Here is a 15,441-nt window from a genome sequence, read left to right on the forward strand (position 1 = left end):
TCGACATGGGACTTCCCCACGACATGAGGACCGTTTCAGCAGGTCCGCGCAATGTACGACGCGAAGTCGTGGAACAGCCCCTCGGCGGTTCCGTCCGGGCCGACGCCGAGCGCGAGCCTTCCGTACACGCACCAGGCCGACGACCAGGGGGTGACAATCGTGGCGCCGGGCCTGGCCTGCCCCAGCCATGCGGCCGGGACGTGGCCGACGGAGAATGTCGCGAGGATCCGTCGTACGGGCCGCCGTCGTCCCAGCCCACGGCCGCGTCACCGCATACCGGCACCGGAGCGAACCCGCAAGCCTTCAGGTGCCGTCCGGCCTGCTCGGCGGAGGCGTTGCGAAGGTACCTCTCGTCCAGGGGTTTGGCTTTGCAAGGCCAGGCAGGGGCGGTTGCGAGAGTGAGCAGTTGTGCCGGAACCGGCGTACTGAAGGTGGAGGGGAACCGAACCCACGAAGCCCTTCCGTACCGGAGGTACCTCACCCATGACCATCAAAGCAGCCCCGGCGCGGGTTGACTGCCGCGAGGCGGACGATGCGCAGGGTTGGCAGTTCAACTCATCCCTCGTGCTGACGATGCTGCTGCTTCTGGTGGTTGGGCTACAGGGGCCGATCCGCCGGGCGCTGTCCGCGCCGGTGATGCAGAGCTGGATGACCGTGTTCGTCGCGGTGGTCGTCCAGGCCCTGCCCTTTCTCGTGCTCGGCGTGCTGCTGTCGGCGATCATCGCAGTGTTCGTCCCATCATCGTTCTTTGCCCGCGCGCTGCCGAGACAGCCTGCCCTGGCGGTGCCGGTAGCCGGGATGGCCGGGGCGGTCCTGCCCGGCTGCGAGTGCGCCTCCGTGCCGGTGGCCGGGGCGCTGGTACGCAGGGGCGTCACCCCCGCTGCGGCGTTGGCGTTCCTGCTGTCCGCCCCGGCGATCAACCCGATCGTGCTGACCGCCACCGCCGTCGCGTTTCCCGGCAACCCGCGCATGGTCCTCGCCCGGTTCGTGGCGAGTCTGCTCGTGGCGTGCGCCATGGGCTGGTTGTGGCAACGGCTGGGCCGCACCGACTGGCTGCGCCCACCAGCCCATCCGTCGCTCGAGGGCCTCGGTAAGGGGGCGGCGCTCTGGGGATCCGTACGGCATGACGTGATGCACGCAGGCGGCTTCCTCGTCGTCGGCGCGATGGCCGCGGCCACGCTCAAGGCCGTGGTACCGGCCGGTTGGCTGCACACCGCGGCCAACAACCCGCTGGTGTCGATCCTCGCCCTGGCGGTGCTTGCGGTGGTGTTGTCGATCTGCTCCGAGGCCGACGCGTTCGTGGCCGCGTCCCTCTCCCAGTTCTCGCTCACCGCCCGGCTGGCGTTCCTCGTCGTCGGCCCCATGATCGACCTGAAACTGTTCGCCATGCAGGCCGCCGCGTTCGGCCGCGGGTTCGCGCTGCGCTTCGCCCCCGCCACCTTCACCCTGGCCGTCCTGATGTCGGCCCTGGTCGGGGCGGTGCTGCTGTGAACCGGCAGGCGCAAGCAGCCGTCCTGTTCCTCGTCGGCGGGGCGGTGCTGCGCGCCGGCCTTACCGACCTCTACCTGCGCTACGTCAAGGCCGGGCTGCGCCCGTTGCTGCTCGTGGCCGGCATCGTCCTGATCGTCACCGCCGTGGCCACCGTGTGGTACGAACTACGACGGCCGCGCGCGGTCCAGGAGGACCAGCCCGAGCGTGAGCCAGACGACCGGCGCGGCCATGCCCACCGCGAACCACGGATCTCCTGGCTCCTGCTCCTGCCCCTGTTCGCCCTCATCCTGGTCGCCCCACCCGCACTGGGCTCCTACAGCGCCATGCACACCGGCACGGCCCTGCAAGAACCCCCGGGCTTCCCCACTCTCCCCGCCGACGACCCCTTGAAGCTTGACGTCGTCGACTACGCCGGCCGCGCCGCCTACGACCACGGACGCACCCTCGGCGACCGGCGCGTCAAAATGACCGGCTTCATCGCACTCGACCGCAGCGGTGCGCCCTACCTCACCCGCATGGTTCTCAACTGCTGCGCCGCCGACGCTCAACCGGTCAAGATCGGCCTGACCGGACGGATTCCGCCCATCCTGCAGCCCGACACCTGGGTCGAAATCACCGGCACCTACACCAGCAAACAGACCAAAGACCCCGTCAACGACGGCGCCATTCCGTTCATCAACATCAGCCAGGTCAGGCCGGTCCCCGCCCCTCCCAACCAGTATGGAGACTGAAGAGGGCGAGTGAGTCATCGGCCTGAGGAGCCGATATGGGTGCGCCAAGGCGAACTTCCGGGGAGGCGCGCCACCGGCGGCTGCTGCACCGGATGGTCAGGTCCAGATCTTCGGAGACGCGGCAAGGGGAGAGAGCTTCCACGGCCTCCTTCTACGATGGCCGGCCGTCAGGGAGGTGTATCTGCTGCCGGGCGCGCCGAGCCTGGCACGATTGCAGTGGTGAACCCGTGCCGCGGCGCGGTGAGTACCTGCTGCGCCGGTCCCTGCTCGATGAGCTCGCCGGCGTCCAGTACGGCGATCCGGGCGGCGGCCGCTGCGGTGTCGAGTTCGTGGGTGATCACGACCAGGGCCAGTTCGAGTCGGTCGCGCAGCAGGACGGCGAGCGTGTTCAGGAGGCCGCGCCGGGTGACCGTGTCGAGTTCGATGGACAGCCGGATGGCCTCGCGGGCCGCCATGGCCGAGCGGGATATGCGCAGTGGCTCGGCGAGTTCGAGGCGTACAGTACGCTGACGGGCCTTCACGGACTCTCTTCCAGATGCGGGGTTCGGCCGTCCAGCGGGTCGGTGACGGCGCTGCACCGCGCCCATCCGCTGGCCTCCACGGCCCTCGGGTGCGGGATCTCGACCGGGCGAGTGGCGGCGGTGGCCAGGTCGAGACCGTGTGTGGCGGTGAAGTCATCGGCGTAGACGGTGGAGAGGTAGCGGTGCGGCCCGTCGGGGAAGACGGTGGCGACGACGGCTCCCGGGTGGACACGGGCGGCCCAAGCGGCCACCAGCGCCACGGCTCCGGTGCTCCGTCCGCCACTGACGAAGTTGCCGACGGCCAGCCGTCGGCAGGCGTCCGCGGCCTCCGCCGGCCCGACCCAGTGGACTTCGTCGAACGCGTCGTAGGCGACGTTGCGCGGATGGATGCTGCTGCCCAGGCCGCGCATCAGACGCGGTCTGGCCGGCTGGCCGAAGATCGTCGAGCCGGTGGCGTCCACGCCGATGAGCCGGAGCCCCGGCCAGTGACGGCGCAGTGGGCCGACGACACCGGCGCTGTGGCCGCCGGTGCCGACGCTGCACACCAGCACGTCCAGGTGGTCGAGCTGTACGGCCAGCTCGGCGGCGAGGGAGGCGTAACCGGCGATGCTGTCCGGGTTGTTGTACTGATCGGGCCAGTAGGTGCCTGGCAGCGATGTCAGCAGTGCACGCATCCGGGCCAGCCGGGCGGCCTGCCAGCCGCCCTCGGCAGCCGGACGGTCGACCAGCTCCAGCCGGGCACCGTACGCGCGCAGCAGCTGTCGCATCGAGGGCTCCAGCTCGGTGTCGCCGACCAGCACGATCGGATGCCCCTCCACTGGCTGGCGGGGACGGGCTCGCCGAGCGAGGACTCGACCAGTACGAGGTCGACGAACGCACCGTCAGCGACCTGCTGATGGACCGGATCGAGTTCGCCGATGTGATCGTGCTCAACAAGCTCTACCTCGTCGATGCGGAGGCCGCCGGCCGGCTCCGGGCAGCCCTGACACGTCTCAACCCGGTGGCCGGGACCGTGGCCGCCACGCGCGGGCGCGTGGACCTCGGCGATGTGCTCGGCACCGGCCTCTTCGATCTGGAGCGCGCGCGGCAGGCCCCGGGCTGGGTCATGGAACTCAACGGCGATCACGTCCCGGAGACCGAGGAGTACGGCATCTCCAGCACGGTCTTCCGCTCCGCGGTGCCGTTCCATCCGGGCCGCCTGTGGACGTTCGTCACCGAGAGACTCGACAGCGGAAGCTTCGGGCAGATCCTGCGCTTCAAGGCTTCTTCTGGCTGGCGAGCCGCCCCCACGTGACCGGACTGTGGTCGCAGGCCGGCTCCGTAGCCCGCTTCGAACCCTCGGGCGCCCGGGCGGCGGACCCCTGGGGGTCTTTGAGGCGTCGCCAGCAGATGGCGTTGTAGGCGAAGGAGATGAAGGCGTCGTGGAGTTCGGTGCGGCGGCACTGGACAACCTTCCTGGCTCGACGATCCCGCGTGGTTCACGCGGACGTTGTCAGCTTTCCTCGGCTGACCGTGTCGAGCAGCAGCTTCGCGGCCACGGTCGTCCCGTTGGTGCGGATCGTGTCGGCCACGGCGGTCGCTTGTGCGCGGGTCTCGGGTGTCAGGGCCGTCCTCAGCGCGGCCGACAGGGACTCGAAGGTCGGAGTTGGACCGTCGTGCGCCGCGCCGATGCCCAACCCGGCCACCCGGCCGGCCCAGTAAGGCTGATCTGCCAACTGGGGGACCACTACCTGGGGGGCGCCGACCCGGGCGGCCGTCGTCGTCGTACCCGCGCCGCCATGGTGCACGACAGCGGCTACCCGGTCGAACAGTGCCTGATGGTTGACCTCGCCGACGGCGAAGCAGTCCTCTTGGCCGTCGATCAGCGCCAGGTCCGCCCAGCCGCGCCCGATGACGACGCGGTGCCCCTGCGCGCGGACCGCCTCGATGGCCACCTGGGCGACGTCCTTCGAGGTGTGCATCGGCATGCTGCCGAAGCCCACGTACACCGGTGGCGCGTCGGCGTCCAGGAACGCCACCAACTCGGTCGGGAGCGGGCGTTCGTCCGGCAGGATCCACGCGCCGGTCTGAACGACGTCGAGGTCGGGTGTCTCCCGCCACGGGTCCAGGATCGGATCCGTCGCCAGCCATGGCTGGTCGCCGATGACGTAGTCGCGGACGTGCTTCACCGGGGGCAGACCGGCCGCCGCACGGTTCGTGTTGAGCGCCTCGCCGAACAGCGCGTCGATGCTCTGGGCGTCCAGATCCCACAGCACGCGCTTGTCGGTCACCTCCGGTGGGAACGGCCGCCCCGCATACGCCAGTGGCCGACGGTGCGGCGCCGGCAGGGTGAGCTGCTGGAAGGTCACGGACACAGACCGGATGCCCAGCATCTCGGCCACCGACAGAGCACCGGCCGCGGCCGGCATCATCCCTGTCGCCACCAGCACGTCGCATCCCTTGGCCGCCGCGGGTACCGCATCGAACAGCCCGGCGATGACCTCGGCTGCGCGCTGCGGCAGGCCCGAGGCCGGCGGCGCCTCCTTCGTCCACGCCCGCGCCGACCGGCTGACCGGCACCAGCGGCACGCCCACACCGTCCAACCGCCGCGCGAAGTCCTCGTCCGGCGGCACGCACACCCGCACCTCCGCGCCGAGTTCCCGCAACCGCACCGCGAGTCCCACCAGCGGTTCGACGTCCCCGCGCGACCCATACGTCGACAACAACACACGCACTTCGCGACACCCGTTTCCGTAGGTTCTGGGTTCGCCGGCGATTCTGGGGCACGCCGGGGGTCTTGCCGCAAGCCCCCTGGTGCGCTATACGTTGAGCATGACAAGGAGTGGGTAACCTCCTTGCCTTCGCCTTTTGTCGTCCGCTGTTGACGGACGACCTCCTTGCGAAGCGGCGGCCCTCTGCGTACGGCGGTGCCGTCGGCCCAGGAGGATCTCCGACGAGCTGTGCACTCCGCGGGCGTGAGCCCGAAGGCGTCGGTGCAGCTGGTCGTCGGAGGGTCGCCCAGGGCGACCCGGCGGCGTCCGCGGGGCGCGGCGTCGCGGTCGCCTTCCGGGCAGTCGAGGATCGCAACCTCGTCGCAACCCAGACCTGGGTCAAGGGCGCGGACAGTGGCGGTCGGTCGCTCCTCCCGCCCGAGCACGCCCGCGCGGGCGTCCGGTCCACCGTCTTGAAGACCCTGGGCATGATGAAAGGATCGGCGCGTGAACGATGAGGACATCGCCGCCGACTCCGACGACTTCCACACAGTGCTCAGGTGCCTGCGCGTCTGGGACACCGAACTGCCGGTCTTCGACCCCGCTTCGGCGCCCGGTGAACCACTGCCGCTCTTCCGTCGGTGGTTCGTCGAGGCGGCGGCCGCCGGACAGGCCGAGCCGCACACCATGACCCTTGCCACCGTCGACGGGGACGGACGGCCCGACGTACGGTCGCTGATGCTGCACGACGCGGACGAGCGCGGCTGGCACTTCGCCTCCCACTCCACGAGCAGGAAGGGCCGCCAGCTGGCGGCCCGCCCGGAGGCCGCGCTCGGCTTCTACTGGCCCCTGCAGGGGCGGCAGGTCAGGGTGCGGGGCGCGGTTACGGAGGGCACCGCCGAGGAGGCCTACGCCGACCTCCACGCGCGGTCGACGGGAGCTCTGGCCTCGGCGCTCGTCGGCCACCAGAGTGAAGTGCTCGCCTCCTACGAGGAACTGGTGGGGGCGAACGAGGCGGCCTGGGAGCGGGCGGCCGCCGAGCCGGACGCCGCCTCGCCGACCTGGACGGTGTACGTGCTCGACGCGTACGAGGTGGAGTTCTTCCAGGGCGACATGCGACGGTGCCACGTGCGGCTGCGCTACCGGCGCGAAGAGGGCTCTTGGGTAAGGGAGTTGCTCTGGCCCTGAACCGGTCCTGCCCGGATGGGTCACCGGCCCGCTCAGCGACACGACTCGTCGAGGTCCCCGACGAAGGACGGGAAGTCGGCCTGGGACTCGGCGGTGATCTCCCGGGCAGCCTGGCGCGCAGTCGCCGCATGCCGCTCTGCCGGCAAGGCGCGGCAGTCGTCGAACTTCGGGTATGCGGGTGCGGCCATGTCCACAGGTGCCTGACGAGATTGTCCGCCTATTGAGGAGTGGGGCAAGTGGTTGCCGTTTCCTGAAGACGAGAGCCTCCAGTAGCTCCGCGTGAGGCTCGGCGGTCATCGTGACGACGGCCCCAGACGTGCCGTGTCAGCAGGTGCTCCAGCGGTCGGCGACGCTCGAGCACGGCCTCCTTGCTCCCATGCGCTGTGGCCGGCACCTGTCGGCTCGCAAACGGCCGGCCAGGCCGCTGGGCAGCCATATGGGCGAGGGCCGGGACCCGGATGGGTCCGCTGCCGACCCACCACGACCTTCGCGGCCACGGACGGGGGCTCGTTTGACGCAACCCTTGGACAATGCCTAAGCGACTGCTTAGTATCTGCCCTGGGCGGGAATGACCTGTCCGTGCCCGCCCCTCCACCTCAGGAGTCCACCGTGACCTCACTGTTCTCCGTTGCCGGCAAGACCGCCCTCGTGACCGGCGGTTCCCGCGGCATCGGCCTGATGATTGCCCGGGGCCTGGTCGAAGCGGGAGCCAAGGTCTACATCAGCTCCCGCAAGGCGGAAGCCTGTGAGGAGGCCGTGCGCGGGATCTCCGGTCTCGGTCAGGCGGTGGCGCTGCCCGCCGACCTGTCGCGCGAGGAAGAGTGCCACCGACTCGCCGCGGACATCGGCGAGCGGGAGGAGCGGCTGCACATCCTGGTGAACAACGCCGGCGCCACCTGGGGCGCGGCCCTGGACGAGTTCCCGGTCAGCGGCTGGGACAAGGTCATGGACCTCAACCTGCGCAGCCCCTTCCTGCTCACCCAAGCCCTCCTGCCGAAGCTGCGCGCCGGCGGGTCGATGGAGGACCCCGCGCGGATCATCAACGTCGGATCCATCGACGGCCTGCACGTCAGCCCGGTGTCGGCCTACTCCTACGCGGCCAGCAAGGCAGGCCTGCACCATCTGACCCGCGTGCTGGCCAAGGAGCTCGGGCCACAGGGCATCACGGTGAACGCCATCGCGCCCGGCCCGTTCGAGTCGAAGATGATGGCCGCGACCCTGGACGCCATGGGCGAGGCGATCGCGGAGGCCGCTCCGCTGCGCAGGATCGGCCGGCCAGATGACATGGCGGGTATCGCCGTCTACCTGGCCAGCCGGGCCGGCGCCTACGTCACCGGGGCAGTCATCCCCGTCGACGGCGGCCTCGGCACCACGGTCTGACCCGGCGGACACGGCTCGCCCACGCCGCACAAGAACCCGAACCGAGAAGAAGCGGACCATGGCCTCCCTCCTGTTCTCCCGCCGAGACCTCGACTTTCTGCTGCACGAGTGGCTCGACGTTGAATCCCTGACCGCGCGCCCCCGCTTCGCCGACCACTCGCGCGAAACGTTCGACGCGGTACTGGACCTCAGCGAGGCGATCGCCACCCGGCATTTCGCCCCGCACAACAAGAAGAACGACACCGAAGAGCCGTGCTTCGACGGCGAGCGAGTGCACATCATCCCCGAAGTGGAAGAGGCTCTGAGGGTCTTCGCCGAGGCCGGGCTGATCGGCGGGGGCATGGACTACGAGGTGGGCGGCATGCAACTGCCCGGCGTGGTGGCCAGCGCCTGCTTCGCCTGGTTCCAGGCGGCCAACGTGGGAACGGCCGCCTACCCCTTCCTCACCATCGGCAACGCCAACCTGTTGCTCGCCCACGGCAGCCCCGGGCAGATCGACACCTATGTCCGCCCGATGGTCGAAGGCCGCTTCTCCGGAACCATGTGCCTGTCGGAGCCGCAGGCGGGCTCCTCGCTGGCCGACGTACGCACCCGCGCGGAACGGGCCGACGACGGTACCTACCGCCTGTTCGGCAGCAAGATGTGGATCTCGGGTGGCGACCACGAACTGACGGAGAACATCGTCCACCTGGTCCTGGCCAGGATCCCCGGCGGCCCGCCCGGGGTGAAGGGACTCTCGCTCTTCATTGTTCCCAAGGTCCTGGTGAGGGCCGACGGGACGCTCGGCGAGCGCAACGACGTCGCCCTGGCCGGCCTCAATCACAAGATGGGGTATCGAGGGACGACCAACACACTGCTGAACTTCGGCGAGGGCGCTTTCCTGCCCGGCGGCGCCCCCGGTGCCGTCGGCTTCCTGGTCGGGGAGCCCCACCGCGGACTGTCCTACATGTTCCACATGATGAACGAGGCCCGCATCGGTGTCGGACTCGGCGCCACGGCGCTCGGTTACACCGGCTACATTCACGCCCTGGACTACGCGCGCACCCGGCCCCAGGGGCGCCCGCTCACGGCCAGGGATGCAGCCACCCCCCAGATCCCGATCATCGGGCATCCCGATGTCCGGCGCATGCTCCTCGCCCAGAAGTCGTACGTCGAAGGCGCGCTGGCTCTCATCCTGTACTGCGGGCGGCTGCTGGACGACGAGCGCACCGCCCCGACGGCCGACGAGCGGACCAGGGCCGGGCTTCTGCTGGACATGCTCACCCCGATCGCCAAGAGCTGGCCCTCCCAGTGGTGCCTGGAGGCCAACAACCTGGCCATCCAGGTCCACGGCGGCTACGGCTACACCCGCGAGTACAACGTCGAGCAGTTCTACCGGGACAACCGCCTCAACCCCATCCATGAGGGGACCCATGGCATCCACGGCCTCGACCTACTGGGCCGCAAGGTTGTCATGGACGGCGGCGCCGGGCTCCGCCTGCTCATCGAGACCGTCTCGACGACGACCGCCCGCGCGGCGGCCGCGGAGGACCAGCTCGCCGGCTTCGGACGGCAGCTGGACGCGTCCGTCGCCCGCGTCGCCGCCGTGACGCAGCACCTGTGGGAGGCCGGGGACGCCGAGACCGCCCTCGCCAACGCCTCGATCTACCTGGAGGCCGTGGGGCACGTTGTGGTTGCCTGGATGTGGCTGGAGCAGATGCTGGCCGCCGCCGGACACAGCGGCACCTTCTACGAGGGCAAGCGCCGGGCGGGTCAGTACTTCTATCGGTACGAACTACCCAAGACCGAGGCCCAGTTCGCGCTGCTGGAAAGCCTCGACCGCACCACCCTCGACATGCCCGCGGACTGCTTCTGAGGCCGGAACCGCCCACCGCGTCGGCCGGTACGCTCGACGACCCAGGGGGCCTCGCCCGGTCCGGAACCGTGCGCGACGCCGCGTCGGGCGACCGTGGCGGCGATTCCTCTGGGCTGTCGCCCAGGCCATGCAGTTCTGATCCTGGCTTCGAATGTCCGGGCGGGATCCCCCGGGCCCCGTGGTTGGCATGGCTGGTTGTCCAGAGCGGGTTCACTTCTCTCATTGCCCCGCACCTCGGCAGCAGACCCCAACGACGAGTCAGGTCTCGGCTTTGGAAGCCCAGCACAGCGTCGAGAGAGGCCCTGTGGCTGCCGGATGAGGGACACACAGGGACACGGTTGCCCTATATCTCCTTGTTCCGGAACGTCTTCCTGCTCTGCCCACAAGCTCGAGAACCTGTCCCTAAGATCGTGTCCTATGTGGTGAGGCGGATGAGGCGTTTATAGCAGCAGCGGGCTGCGGCGAGGCCGAGAAAGGCCAGGTAGTCGCGGGGATGGCGTTCGTAGCGGTGGTTGAGGCGGCGGTAGCGTTGAGCCGGGACATGGTGCGTTCGATGACCCACCTGTGGCGGCCGAGGCGTTCGCTGGACTCGATGCCCTTGCGGGCGACGCGGACCCCGATGCGTTTGCCACGTAACCATTTTCGCAGCTTTCGCAGGTTCTGACCTCGATGCCCGGCATCGGGGTCAGGACCGCAGCCCGCATCCTGATCGACGTCGGTGACGGCAGCGGCTTCGCCACCGCAGGCCACCTCGCCGCCTACGCCGGCCTGGCACCCGCCACCCGCCGGTCCGGCTCCTCCATCCGCGGCGAGCACCCAGCCAGGCGAGGCAACAAACAACTCAAGCGAGCCTTCTACCTCGCCGCGTTCGCCTCACTGTCCCAGCCCCACTACTACGACAGGAAACGACGGGAGGGGAAGCACCACGTCGCGGCCCTCATCTGCCTCGCCCGACGCCGCATCGACGTCCTCTTCGCCATGCTCCGCGACGGCACCTTCTACGAACCCCCCAAGATCGCCACCGCTTGACGAAAACCATAGGGGCACTTTTTCGCCCTCACGTGGGCGGAGTCGAGGACCGATCGGGAGAGGTCAAGCAGGCCGGCGTCGTCGAGGCGGTGCAGGATCGCCTCGTGCAGCCGGCCCCACACACCTGCCCGGGACCAGATCAGGAACCGGCGGTGCGCGGTCGACTTCGATATCCCGAAGCACGGCGGCAACGCGCGCCAGGAACAGCCGCTGACCAGCACGTAGGTGATCGCGGCAAACAGCGTCTCATCAGGCGTGTCCTGCGTCCCGCCACCCTGCGGCCGCACCCGAGAGGGCGGGATCAGCGGCTTCGCGATCTCCCACAACCCGTCCGGAACAATCCAACTCCACGTAGCCCGCCCCATGACGTACCCAACGACCGCCTCACCACATAGGACACGGTCTATGCCTTCGATATGTGGCTATACCGGAACTTCCGGGGCATCCAGTTTGAAAGGTATGCCGACGACGCGGTCGTGCACTGCGTCAGCGAGCACCAGGCCCGCGAAGTCCTGGCGGCGCTCGGGAACAGGATGGAAGAAGTCGGGCTGCGGTTGCACCCCGACAAGACCAGGATCGTGTACTGCAAGGACCGCTCGCGACGCGGCTCGTACGAGCATGTGTCGTTCACGTTCCTCGGGTTCACGTTCCAGCCACGTGGGGCGTGGGACAAGAACGGGAAGCGGTTTCTCTCGTTCCTCCCTGCGGTCAGCAACGACGCCCTCAAGCGACTCGGCGCAGAAGTCCGTAGCTGGCAACTGCACCAGACCCCGCTGACGTCGACACAACAGGCTGCCCCGACGACCCGACCACCGTCTCCAACTTCGTGCGGCTCTATCACCCTGCGGAGGAAGACCAGAAGCCCGAGAGCGTCGTAGCGAACTTCGAATGACCGTCAGCCGCCGCCCAGCGGCTCTCGTGACGTCCTAGAGCCTTTCTGGCGATTCACGTCGGATCAGGCCCTAGCCTGGTACGTAAGGGTGAGGGGCGTTCGCGGGGAGGCGTCATGACGGTCGGTCGGATCGTGGCGGGCGGGGCGGGAGCCGTCGGTCTGGGGCTCGTCGGGGTCGTGGTCCTGGTCGACCTCGACACCGGGGACCGGGTCGCGAGCGTGCTCGGCGCGCTGGTGACCCTCGGGCTCGCTGCGTACACCTTCCTGGCCCCGGCCGGCCAGGCGCGCCCGATCAGGGCCGGGCGCGGCGCGACCGTCATCGACGGGAACGTGACGGGCAGCGCGCTCGGCACGGGCTCCACGGTCGCCGGACCGCCCACCCGGCCACGGGCAACCCGGCCCACTCCCACCGAGCCCCCGGCCGACGGCACCCCGCGGGCCGCGGGTGAGGACGTCCGGGCGGCCCGGGACGCCACGGTCGTCCTCGGCGACGTCCACGACAGCGCCCTCGGTGACGGGAGCGAGCGCCGGTGAGCCCCTGGTGGCGGAAGGACCGGGGTGGCGTGACCGTCGGCGGTGACGCCTGTTACAGCGCCCTAGGCCGGTACAGCTCCGTCGTCGTGCACCAGCCGCCCGCCCAAGGCGAGGCCGCCGTGCGCTGGCCGCTGGAGGTGGGCTCCGCGCCCGCCCTCGCCTCCGCCTTCCAGCCCCGCGCCGCACTGCGGGAACGGATCGACACGGCACGGACCGGGGGCGGTACGGCAGTGCTGACCCAGGTCCTGTCGGGCGGCGGCGGGGTCGGCAAGTCGCAGCTCGCCGCCTCCTACGCCGCCCAGGCCCTCGCCGAGGGGACGGACCTCGTCGTGTGGGCCCCGGCCGCCGAGCCCCAGCAGGTCGTCGCCCGCTACGCCCAGGCCGCCCTGCGGGTCGCCGCCCCCGGCGCGACCGGGGACGACCCGGAGTCCGACGCCCGCGCCTTCCTGGCCTGGCTGGCCACCACCTCCCGGCGCTGGCTCGTCGTCCTGGACGACGTCGCTGACCCAGCGGGCATCGAGCCCCTGTGGCCGGCGAGCCGCACCGGCAGCGGCCGGGTCCTGGCCACGACCCGCCTCCACGACGCCCGGCTGACCGGCGGCGGGCGGCGACGGGTCGCCGTCGACACGTACGAACCGGCGGAGGCGTCCGCCTACCTGCGGGCGCGCCTGGCTGAGGAGGCGGGGCTCGCGGACGGGGCCGTGGACGAACTGGCGGAGCGGCTCGGACGTCTGCCGCTCGCGCTCGGCCACGCCGCCGCGTACATGATCAACCATGGCCTACCCTGCACCCCCTACCTGGCCCGGTTCACCGCCGCCCGGTCGCTCGCGGAGGTGCTGCCGCCAGACGCCGACACCGAGGGCTACGGCCGCGCGGTCGCCACCACGCTCCTCCTCTCCCTGGACGCCGTCCAGGAAGCCGACACGGCGGGCCTCGCCGTACCCGTCCTCCGCCTGGCGGCCTTCCTCGACCCCGCGGGGCACCCGGGGGCCCTGTGGGGCACACCGGCCGTCCGCGCGTACCTCGGAGGCGCCGAGCCGGCGACCGTCCACACGACCCTGCGCGTGCTGCACCGGTACGCGCTCCTGACCTGCGGTGCGGACTCGGTCCGCATCCACGCCCTCACCGCCCGCGCGGTCCGCGAGACGATCCCGGACGGGGAGCGGCGCGGCCTCGCGGTCGTGGCGGCCGAGGCGCTGCTCGCGGTCTGGCCGCAGGACGAACCGCACCGGGAATGGGCCGCCGTCCTGCGGGCCAACACCGACGCCCTCGCGGCGACCGCCGGACGCCACCTGTGGCTCCCGGAGCCGCACCCCGTCCTGTACCGCGCGGGCTCCAGCCTGGCGAACGCCGGGCACCGGGAGGCGGCGCTGGGCTACTGGGAACGGATGGCGGCGGAGGCAGGACGGACCTTTGGTGGCGAGCACGACGACACCCTGGCGGCCCGGGGCAACCTCGCCCTCGCCTACCGGGCCGTGGGCCGGACGGAGGAGGCGTGCCGGCTCGGCGAGCGAACCCTCCACGACCTTGAGCGGCTGCACGGCCCGGAGGACCGGAAAGTCGTCATGACCCGAGCGCAGCTGCTCGTCATCCTCGCCTCGGCCGGGCGGGTGCACGACGCGATCGAGATGGGGCAGCGGGCCCTCATCGGTCACATCCGGGAGTTCGGCCCCTACCACCCGATGACCCTCAGCGTCCTCACCAATCTGATCGGGGTGTGCATGCAGGCCGGGGCGGCCGAGGAGGTCACCGCCCTCGCCGAGGGCCATCTGGCGAACATCGCGGGGCTGCTCGGCCCGACGCATCCGTACACCCTCTTCGCCCGGAACAACGTCGCCTACGCGTACGGGCGGACGGGGCGGCTGGACGAGGCCGCCGCCCTGCTCGACGCCCTGGTGGCCGACGCTGAGCAGGTACTCGGTCCCGACCACCCGGACACCCGGGCGTACCGGCAGTCGCTCGCGTACGTCAGGGGCGAGAGCCGCGTCTGAGGAGGTCGACGCCGCGCACGGCGAGGACAGCGCCGCCGGCCGTGTCTCCTTCGCGCTCGACCACGCCGTCGGCGACCTGTACGGGAGCCTGCGCAACTGTCTCGAGACCCCGGAGGACGTGGTGTGCCGGCGCAAGCAGCACGCCGCGCCGGCGCACCGGCTGTCGGCGGTCCTGCGGGACTGGAACCGTCTGGTGCGCATCGCCGAGGGCTGGCGGGAGCATTCCGCCTACGACCAGACCCGCTGGATCACTTTGACCCACACCGGTGCCGGGGTGGCCGGGTGAGCGTCGAGCTGGAGCGCGTCGACGTCGTGCCTGCTCCGGCGGGCCCGGCCGCGCACGTTGCAGCCTACGACGAAGCAACGGCAGCCGTCCTCGCCGCGCTCGACCAGGGCGCTGAGGACCACCTGGCGGACGCCCGGCCCAAGACCGGCGCCGACCCCAGGACGACCTACTACGACCCCTTCGGCCGACGCGTCAACCCCAACGGCACCGCCACCCCCGCACCCGCCGTCCCGACCGGGATCACCCGCGGCTACACCGGCCACGAAATGGACGACGAATACGGCCTCATCAACATGAAGGGCCGCCTCTACGACCCCGCCACCAAACGCTTCACCACCCCCGACCCCCACATCACCGACCCCCTCAACCCCCAGAAGTGGAACCCCTACAGTTACGTCAACAACAACCCCACCAACGCCACCGACCCCACCGGACACGACGTCTGCGGCGGATGCGGCACCCCGATCGACGCCAACGGCACCGGAGCCACGTACACCGCCACCTTCACCGTGCCCCCTCAGCAGACCATCGCGCCGGGTCAGGACGGCGGGCTGGAAAGCCGCACCATCACCGGCGAAGTAACCGTCACCTGGTACGCACCCGCCCCTGAAGGGGACGCCGCCGTATCCGACCAAGACCAACTCAAGCAAGCGACCACCGAGTTCTCGAACGGCGGAGAGATCAGGCCCGACGGCGCCCGGGACCGATGGATGGGGGCAATTTGGACATGAACAACCCCTACGCTCTCAATACGTGGATCGGCGAGGGAAGTAAAGCGTACAAATTCCTCCAGGGTCTTCCAATAATCGGACTGGGGCTCCCCGACACACTTCCGGATTCTCCGGAGTGGAAC

13 protein-coding genes and 5 pseudogenes are annotated in these 15,441 nt (G+C 70.4%); 12 read left to right on the forward strand and 6 right to left on the reverse strand.

All coding sequences use genetic code 11. The annotated features are described in order from the left end of the window. Positions 1-483: 483 nt before the first annotated feature. Both ACZ4Z5_RS28090 and ACZ4Z5_RS28095 read left to right on the forward strand, forming a co-directional pair. The gene (locus ACZ4Z5_RS28090) at positions 484-1,491 is read left to right on the forward strand and encodes a permease (RefSeq protein WP_468267570.1); all 1,008 of its coding nucleotides are present in this window, start codon (positions 484-486) and stop codon (positions 1,489-1,491) included. Further along, positions 1,488-2,222 (forward strand): TIGR03943 family putative permease subunit, encoded by a 735-nt coding sequence (locus ACZ4Z5_RS28095; RefSeq protein WP_468267572.1) that lies wholly within the window; start codon positions 1,488-1,490, stop codon positions 2,220-2,222. Before ACZ4Z5_RS28090 ends, ACZ4Z5_RS28095 begins: the two co-directional genes overlap by 4 nt. Positions 2,223-2,389: 167 nt before the next feature. Here ACZ4Z5_RS28095 and ACZ4Z5_RS28100 read toward each other — a convergent pair whose 3' ends face one another. Next, entirely contained in the window at positions 2,390-2,743 is a 354-nt protein-coding gene (locus tag ACZ4Z5_RS28100) for a hypothetical protein (protein WP_468267574.1), read from the reverse strand. Further along, positions 2,740-3,555: pseudogene (locus ACZ4Z5_RS28105) on the reverse strand (pyridoxal-phosphate dependent enzyme); the annotation flags it as partial. The gene ACZ4Z5_RS28100 and the pseudogene ACZ4Z5_RS28105, both read right to left, overlap by 4 nt. On the opposite strand from ACZ4Z5_RS28105, the pseudogene ACZ4Z5_RS28110 reads away from it, so the two are divergent. Then, positions 3,555-4,102 (forward strand): annotated as a pseudogene (locus ACZ4Z5_RS28110) (GTP-binding protein); the annotation flags it as partial. The pseudogenes ACZ4Z5_RS28105 and ACZ4Z5_RS28110 overlap by 1 nt on opposite strands. A 119-nt stretch (positions 4,103-4,221) precedes the next feature. Here the strand turns inward: ACZ4Z5_RS28110 and ACZ4Z5_RS28115 are convergent. After that, complete coding sequence (locus ACZ4Z5_RS28115) at positions 4,222-5,451, reverse strand: glycosyltransferase (RefSeq protein ID WP_468267745.1); 1,230 nt, start codon at positions 5,449-5,451, stop codon at positions 4,222-4,224. Positions 5,452-5,940: 489 nt separating this feature from the next. Between ACZ4Z5_RS28115 and ACZ4Z5_RS28120 the strand changes: the two genes are divergently transcribed. Then, on the forward strand, positions 5,941-6,621 hold the full coding sequence (locus tag ACZ4Z5_RS28120; protein WP_468267576.1) for a pyridoxine/pyridoxamine 5'-phosphate oxidase: 681 nt from the start codon (positions 5,941-5,943) through the stop codon (positions 6,619-6,621). A gap of 32 nt (positions 6,622-6,653) precedes the next feature. Here ACZ4Z5_RS28120 and ACZ4Z5_RS28125 read toward each other — a convergent pair whose 3' ends face one another. Next, the gene (locus tag ACZ4Z5_RS28125; protein ID WP_468267578.1) at positions 6,654-6,809 is read right to left on the reverse strand and encodes a hypothetical protein; all 156 of its coding nucleotides are present in this window, start codon (positions 6,807-6,809) and stop codon (positions 6,654-6,656) included. A gap of 421 nt (positions 6,810-7,230) precedes the next feature. Between ACZ4Z5_RS28125 and ACZ4Z5_RS28130 the strand changes: the two genes are divergently transcribed. Together ACZ4Z5_RS28130 and ACZ4Z5_RS28135 are read left to right on the forward strand one after the other, a co-directional pair. Further along, positions 7,231-8,001: an SDR family oxidoreductase gene (locus ACZ4Z5_RS28130; RefSeq protein WP_468267580.1), complete on the forward strand. Its 771-nt coding sequence runs from the start codon at positions 7,231-7,233 to the stop codon at positions 7,999-8,001. Positions 8,002-8,059: 58 nt separating this feature from the next. Further along, positions 8,060-9,856, forward strand: coding sequence for an acyl-CoA dehydrogenase (locus tag ACZ4Z5_RS28135; protein ID WP_468267582.1), 1,797 nt, complete (start codon positions 8,060-8,062; stop codon positions 9,854-9,856). 415 nt (positions 9,857-10,271) lie between these two features. On the opposite strand, the pseudogene ACZ4Z5_RS28140 reads toward ACZ4Z5_RS28135, so the two are convergent. Continuing rightward, positions 10,272-10,504, reverse strand: a pseudogene (locus tag ACZ4Z5_RS28140) (transposase); the annotation flags it as partial. Between ACZ4Z5_RS28140 and ACZ4Z5_RS28145 the strand changes: the two are divergent. Next, positions 10,505-10,885: pseudogene (locus ACZ4Z5_RS28145) on the forward strand (transposase); the annotation flags it as partial. It abuts the pseudogene before it with no gap. Positions 10,886-10,902: 17 nt separating this feature from the next. Here the strand turns inward: ACZ4Z5_RS28145 and ACZ4Z5_RS28150 are convergent. Beyond that, positions 10,903-11,250: pseudogene (locus ACZ4Z5_RS28150) on the reverse strand (transposase); the annotation flags it as partial. A gap of 51 nt (positions 11,251-11,301) precedes the next feature. Between ACZ4Z5_RS28150 and ACZ4Z5_RS28155 the strand changes: the two are divergent. The 5 genes from ACZ4Z5_RS28155 to ACZ4Z5_RS28175 all read left to right on the forward strand — a co-directional run bounded on the left by ACZ4Z5_RS28155 (position 11,302) and on the right by ACZ4Z5_RS28175 (position 15,319). Further along, positions 11,302-11,763, forward strand: coding sequence for a reverse transcriptase domain-containing protein (locus ACZ4Z5_RS28155; RefSeq protein WP_468267584.1), 462 nt, complete (start codon positions 11,302-11,304; stop codon positions 11,761-11,763). 128 nt (positions 11,764-11,891) lie between these two features. Further along, positions 11,892-12,311: a hypothetical protein gene (locus tag ACZ4Z5_RS28160; protein ID WP_468267585.1), complete on the forward strand. Its 420-nt coding sequence runs from the start codon at positions 11,892-11,894 to the stop codon at positions 12,309-12,311. Between the two features lie 29 nt (positions 12,312-12,340). Next, positions 12,341-14,302: a tetratricopeptide repeat protein gene (locus ACZ4Z5_RS28165; protein WP_468267587.1), complete on the forward strand. Its 1,962-nt coding sequence runs from the start codon at positions 12,341-12,343 to the stop codon at positions 14,300-14,302. Between the two features lie 121 nt (positions 14,303-14,423). Beyond that, positions 14,424-14,588, forward strand: coding sequence for a hypothetical protein (locus tag ACZ4Z5_RS28170; protein ID WP_468267589.1), 165 nt, complete (start codon positions 14,424-14,426; stop codon positions 14,586-14,588). After that, positions 14,585-15,319, forward strand: a complete 735-nt coding sequence (locus ACZ4Z5_RS28175; RefSeq protein WP_468267591.1) for an RHS repeat-associated core domain-containing protein — start codon at positions 14,585-14,587, stop codon at positions 15,317-15,319. The genes ACZ4Z5_RS28170 and ACZ4Z5_RS28175 overlap by 4 nt, the downstream gene beginning before the upstream one ends. Positions 15,320-15,441: the final 122 nt, after the last annotated feature.

This window comes from Streptomyces sp. NPDC030222, assembly GCF_055573115.1.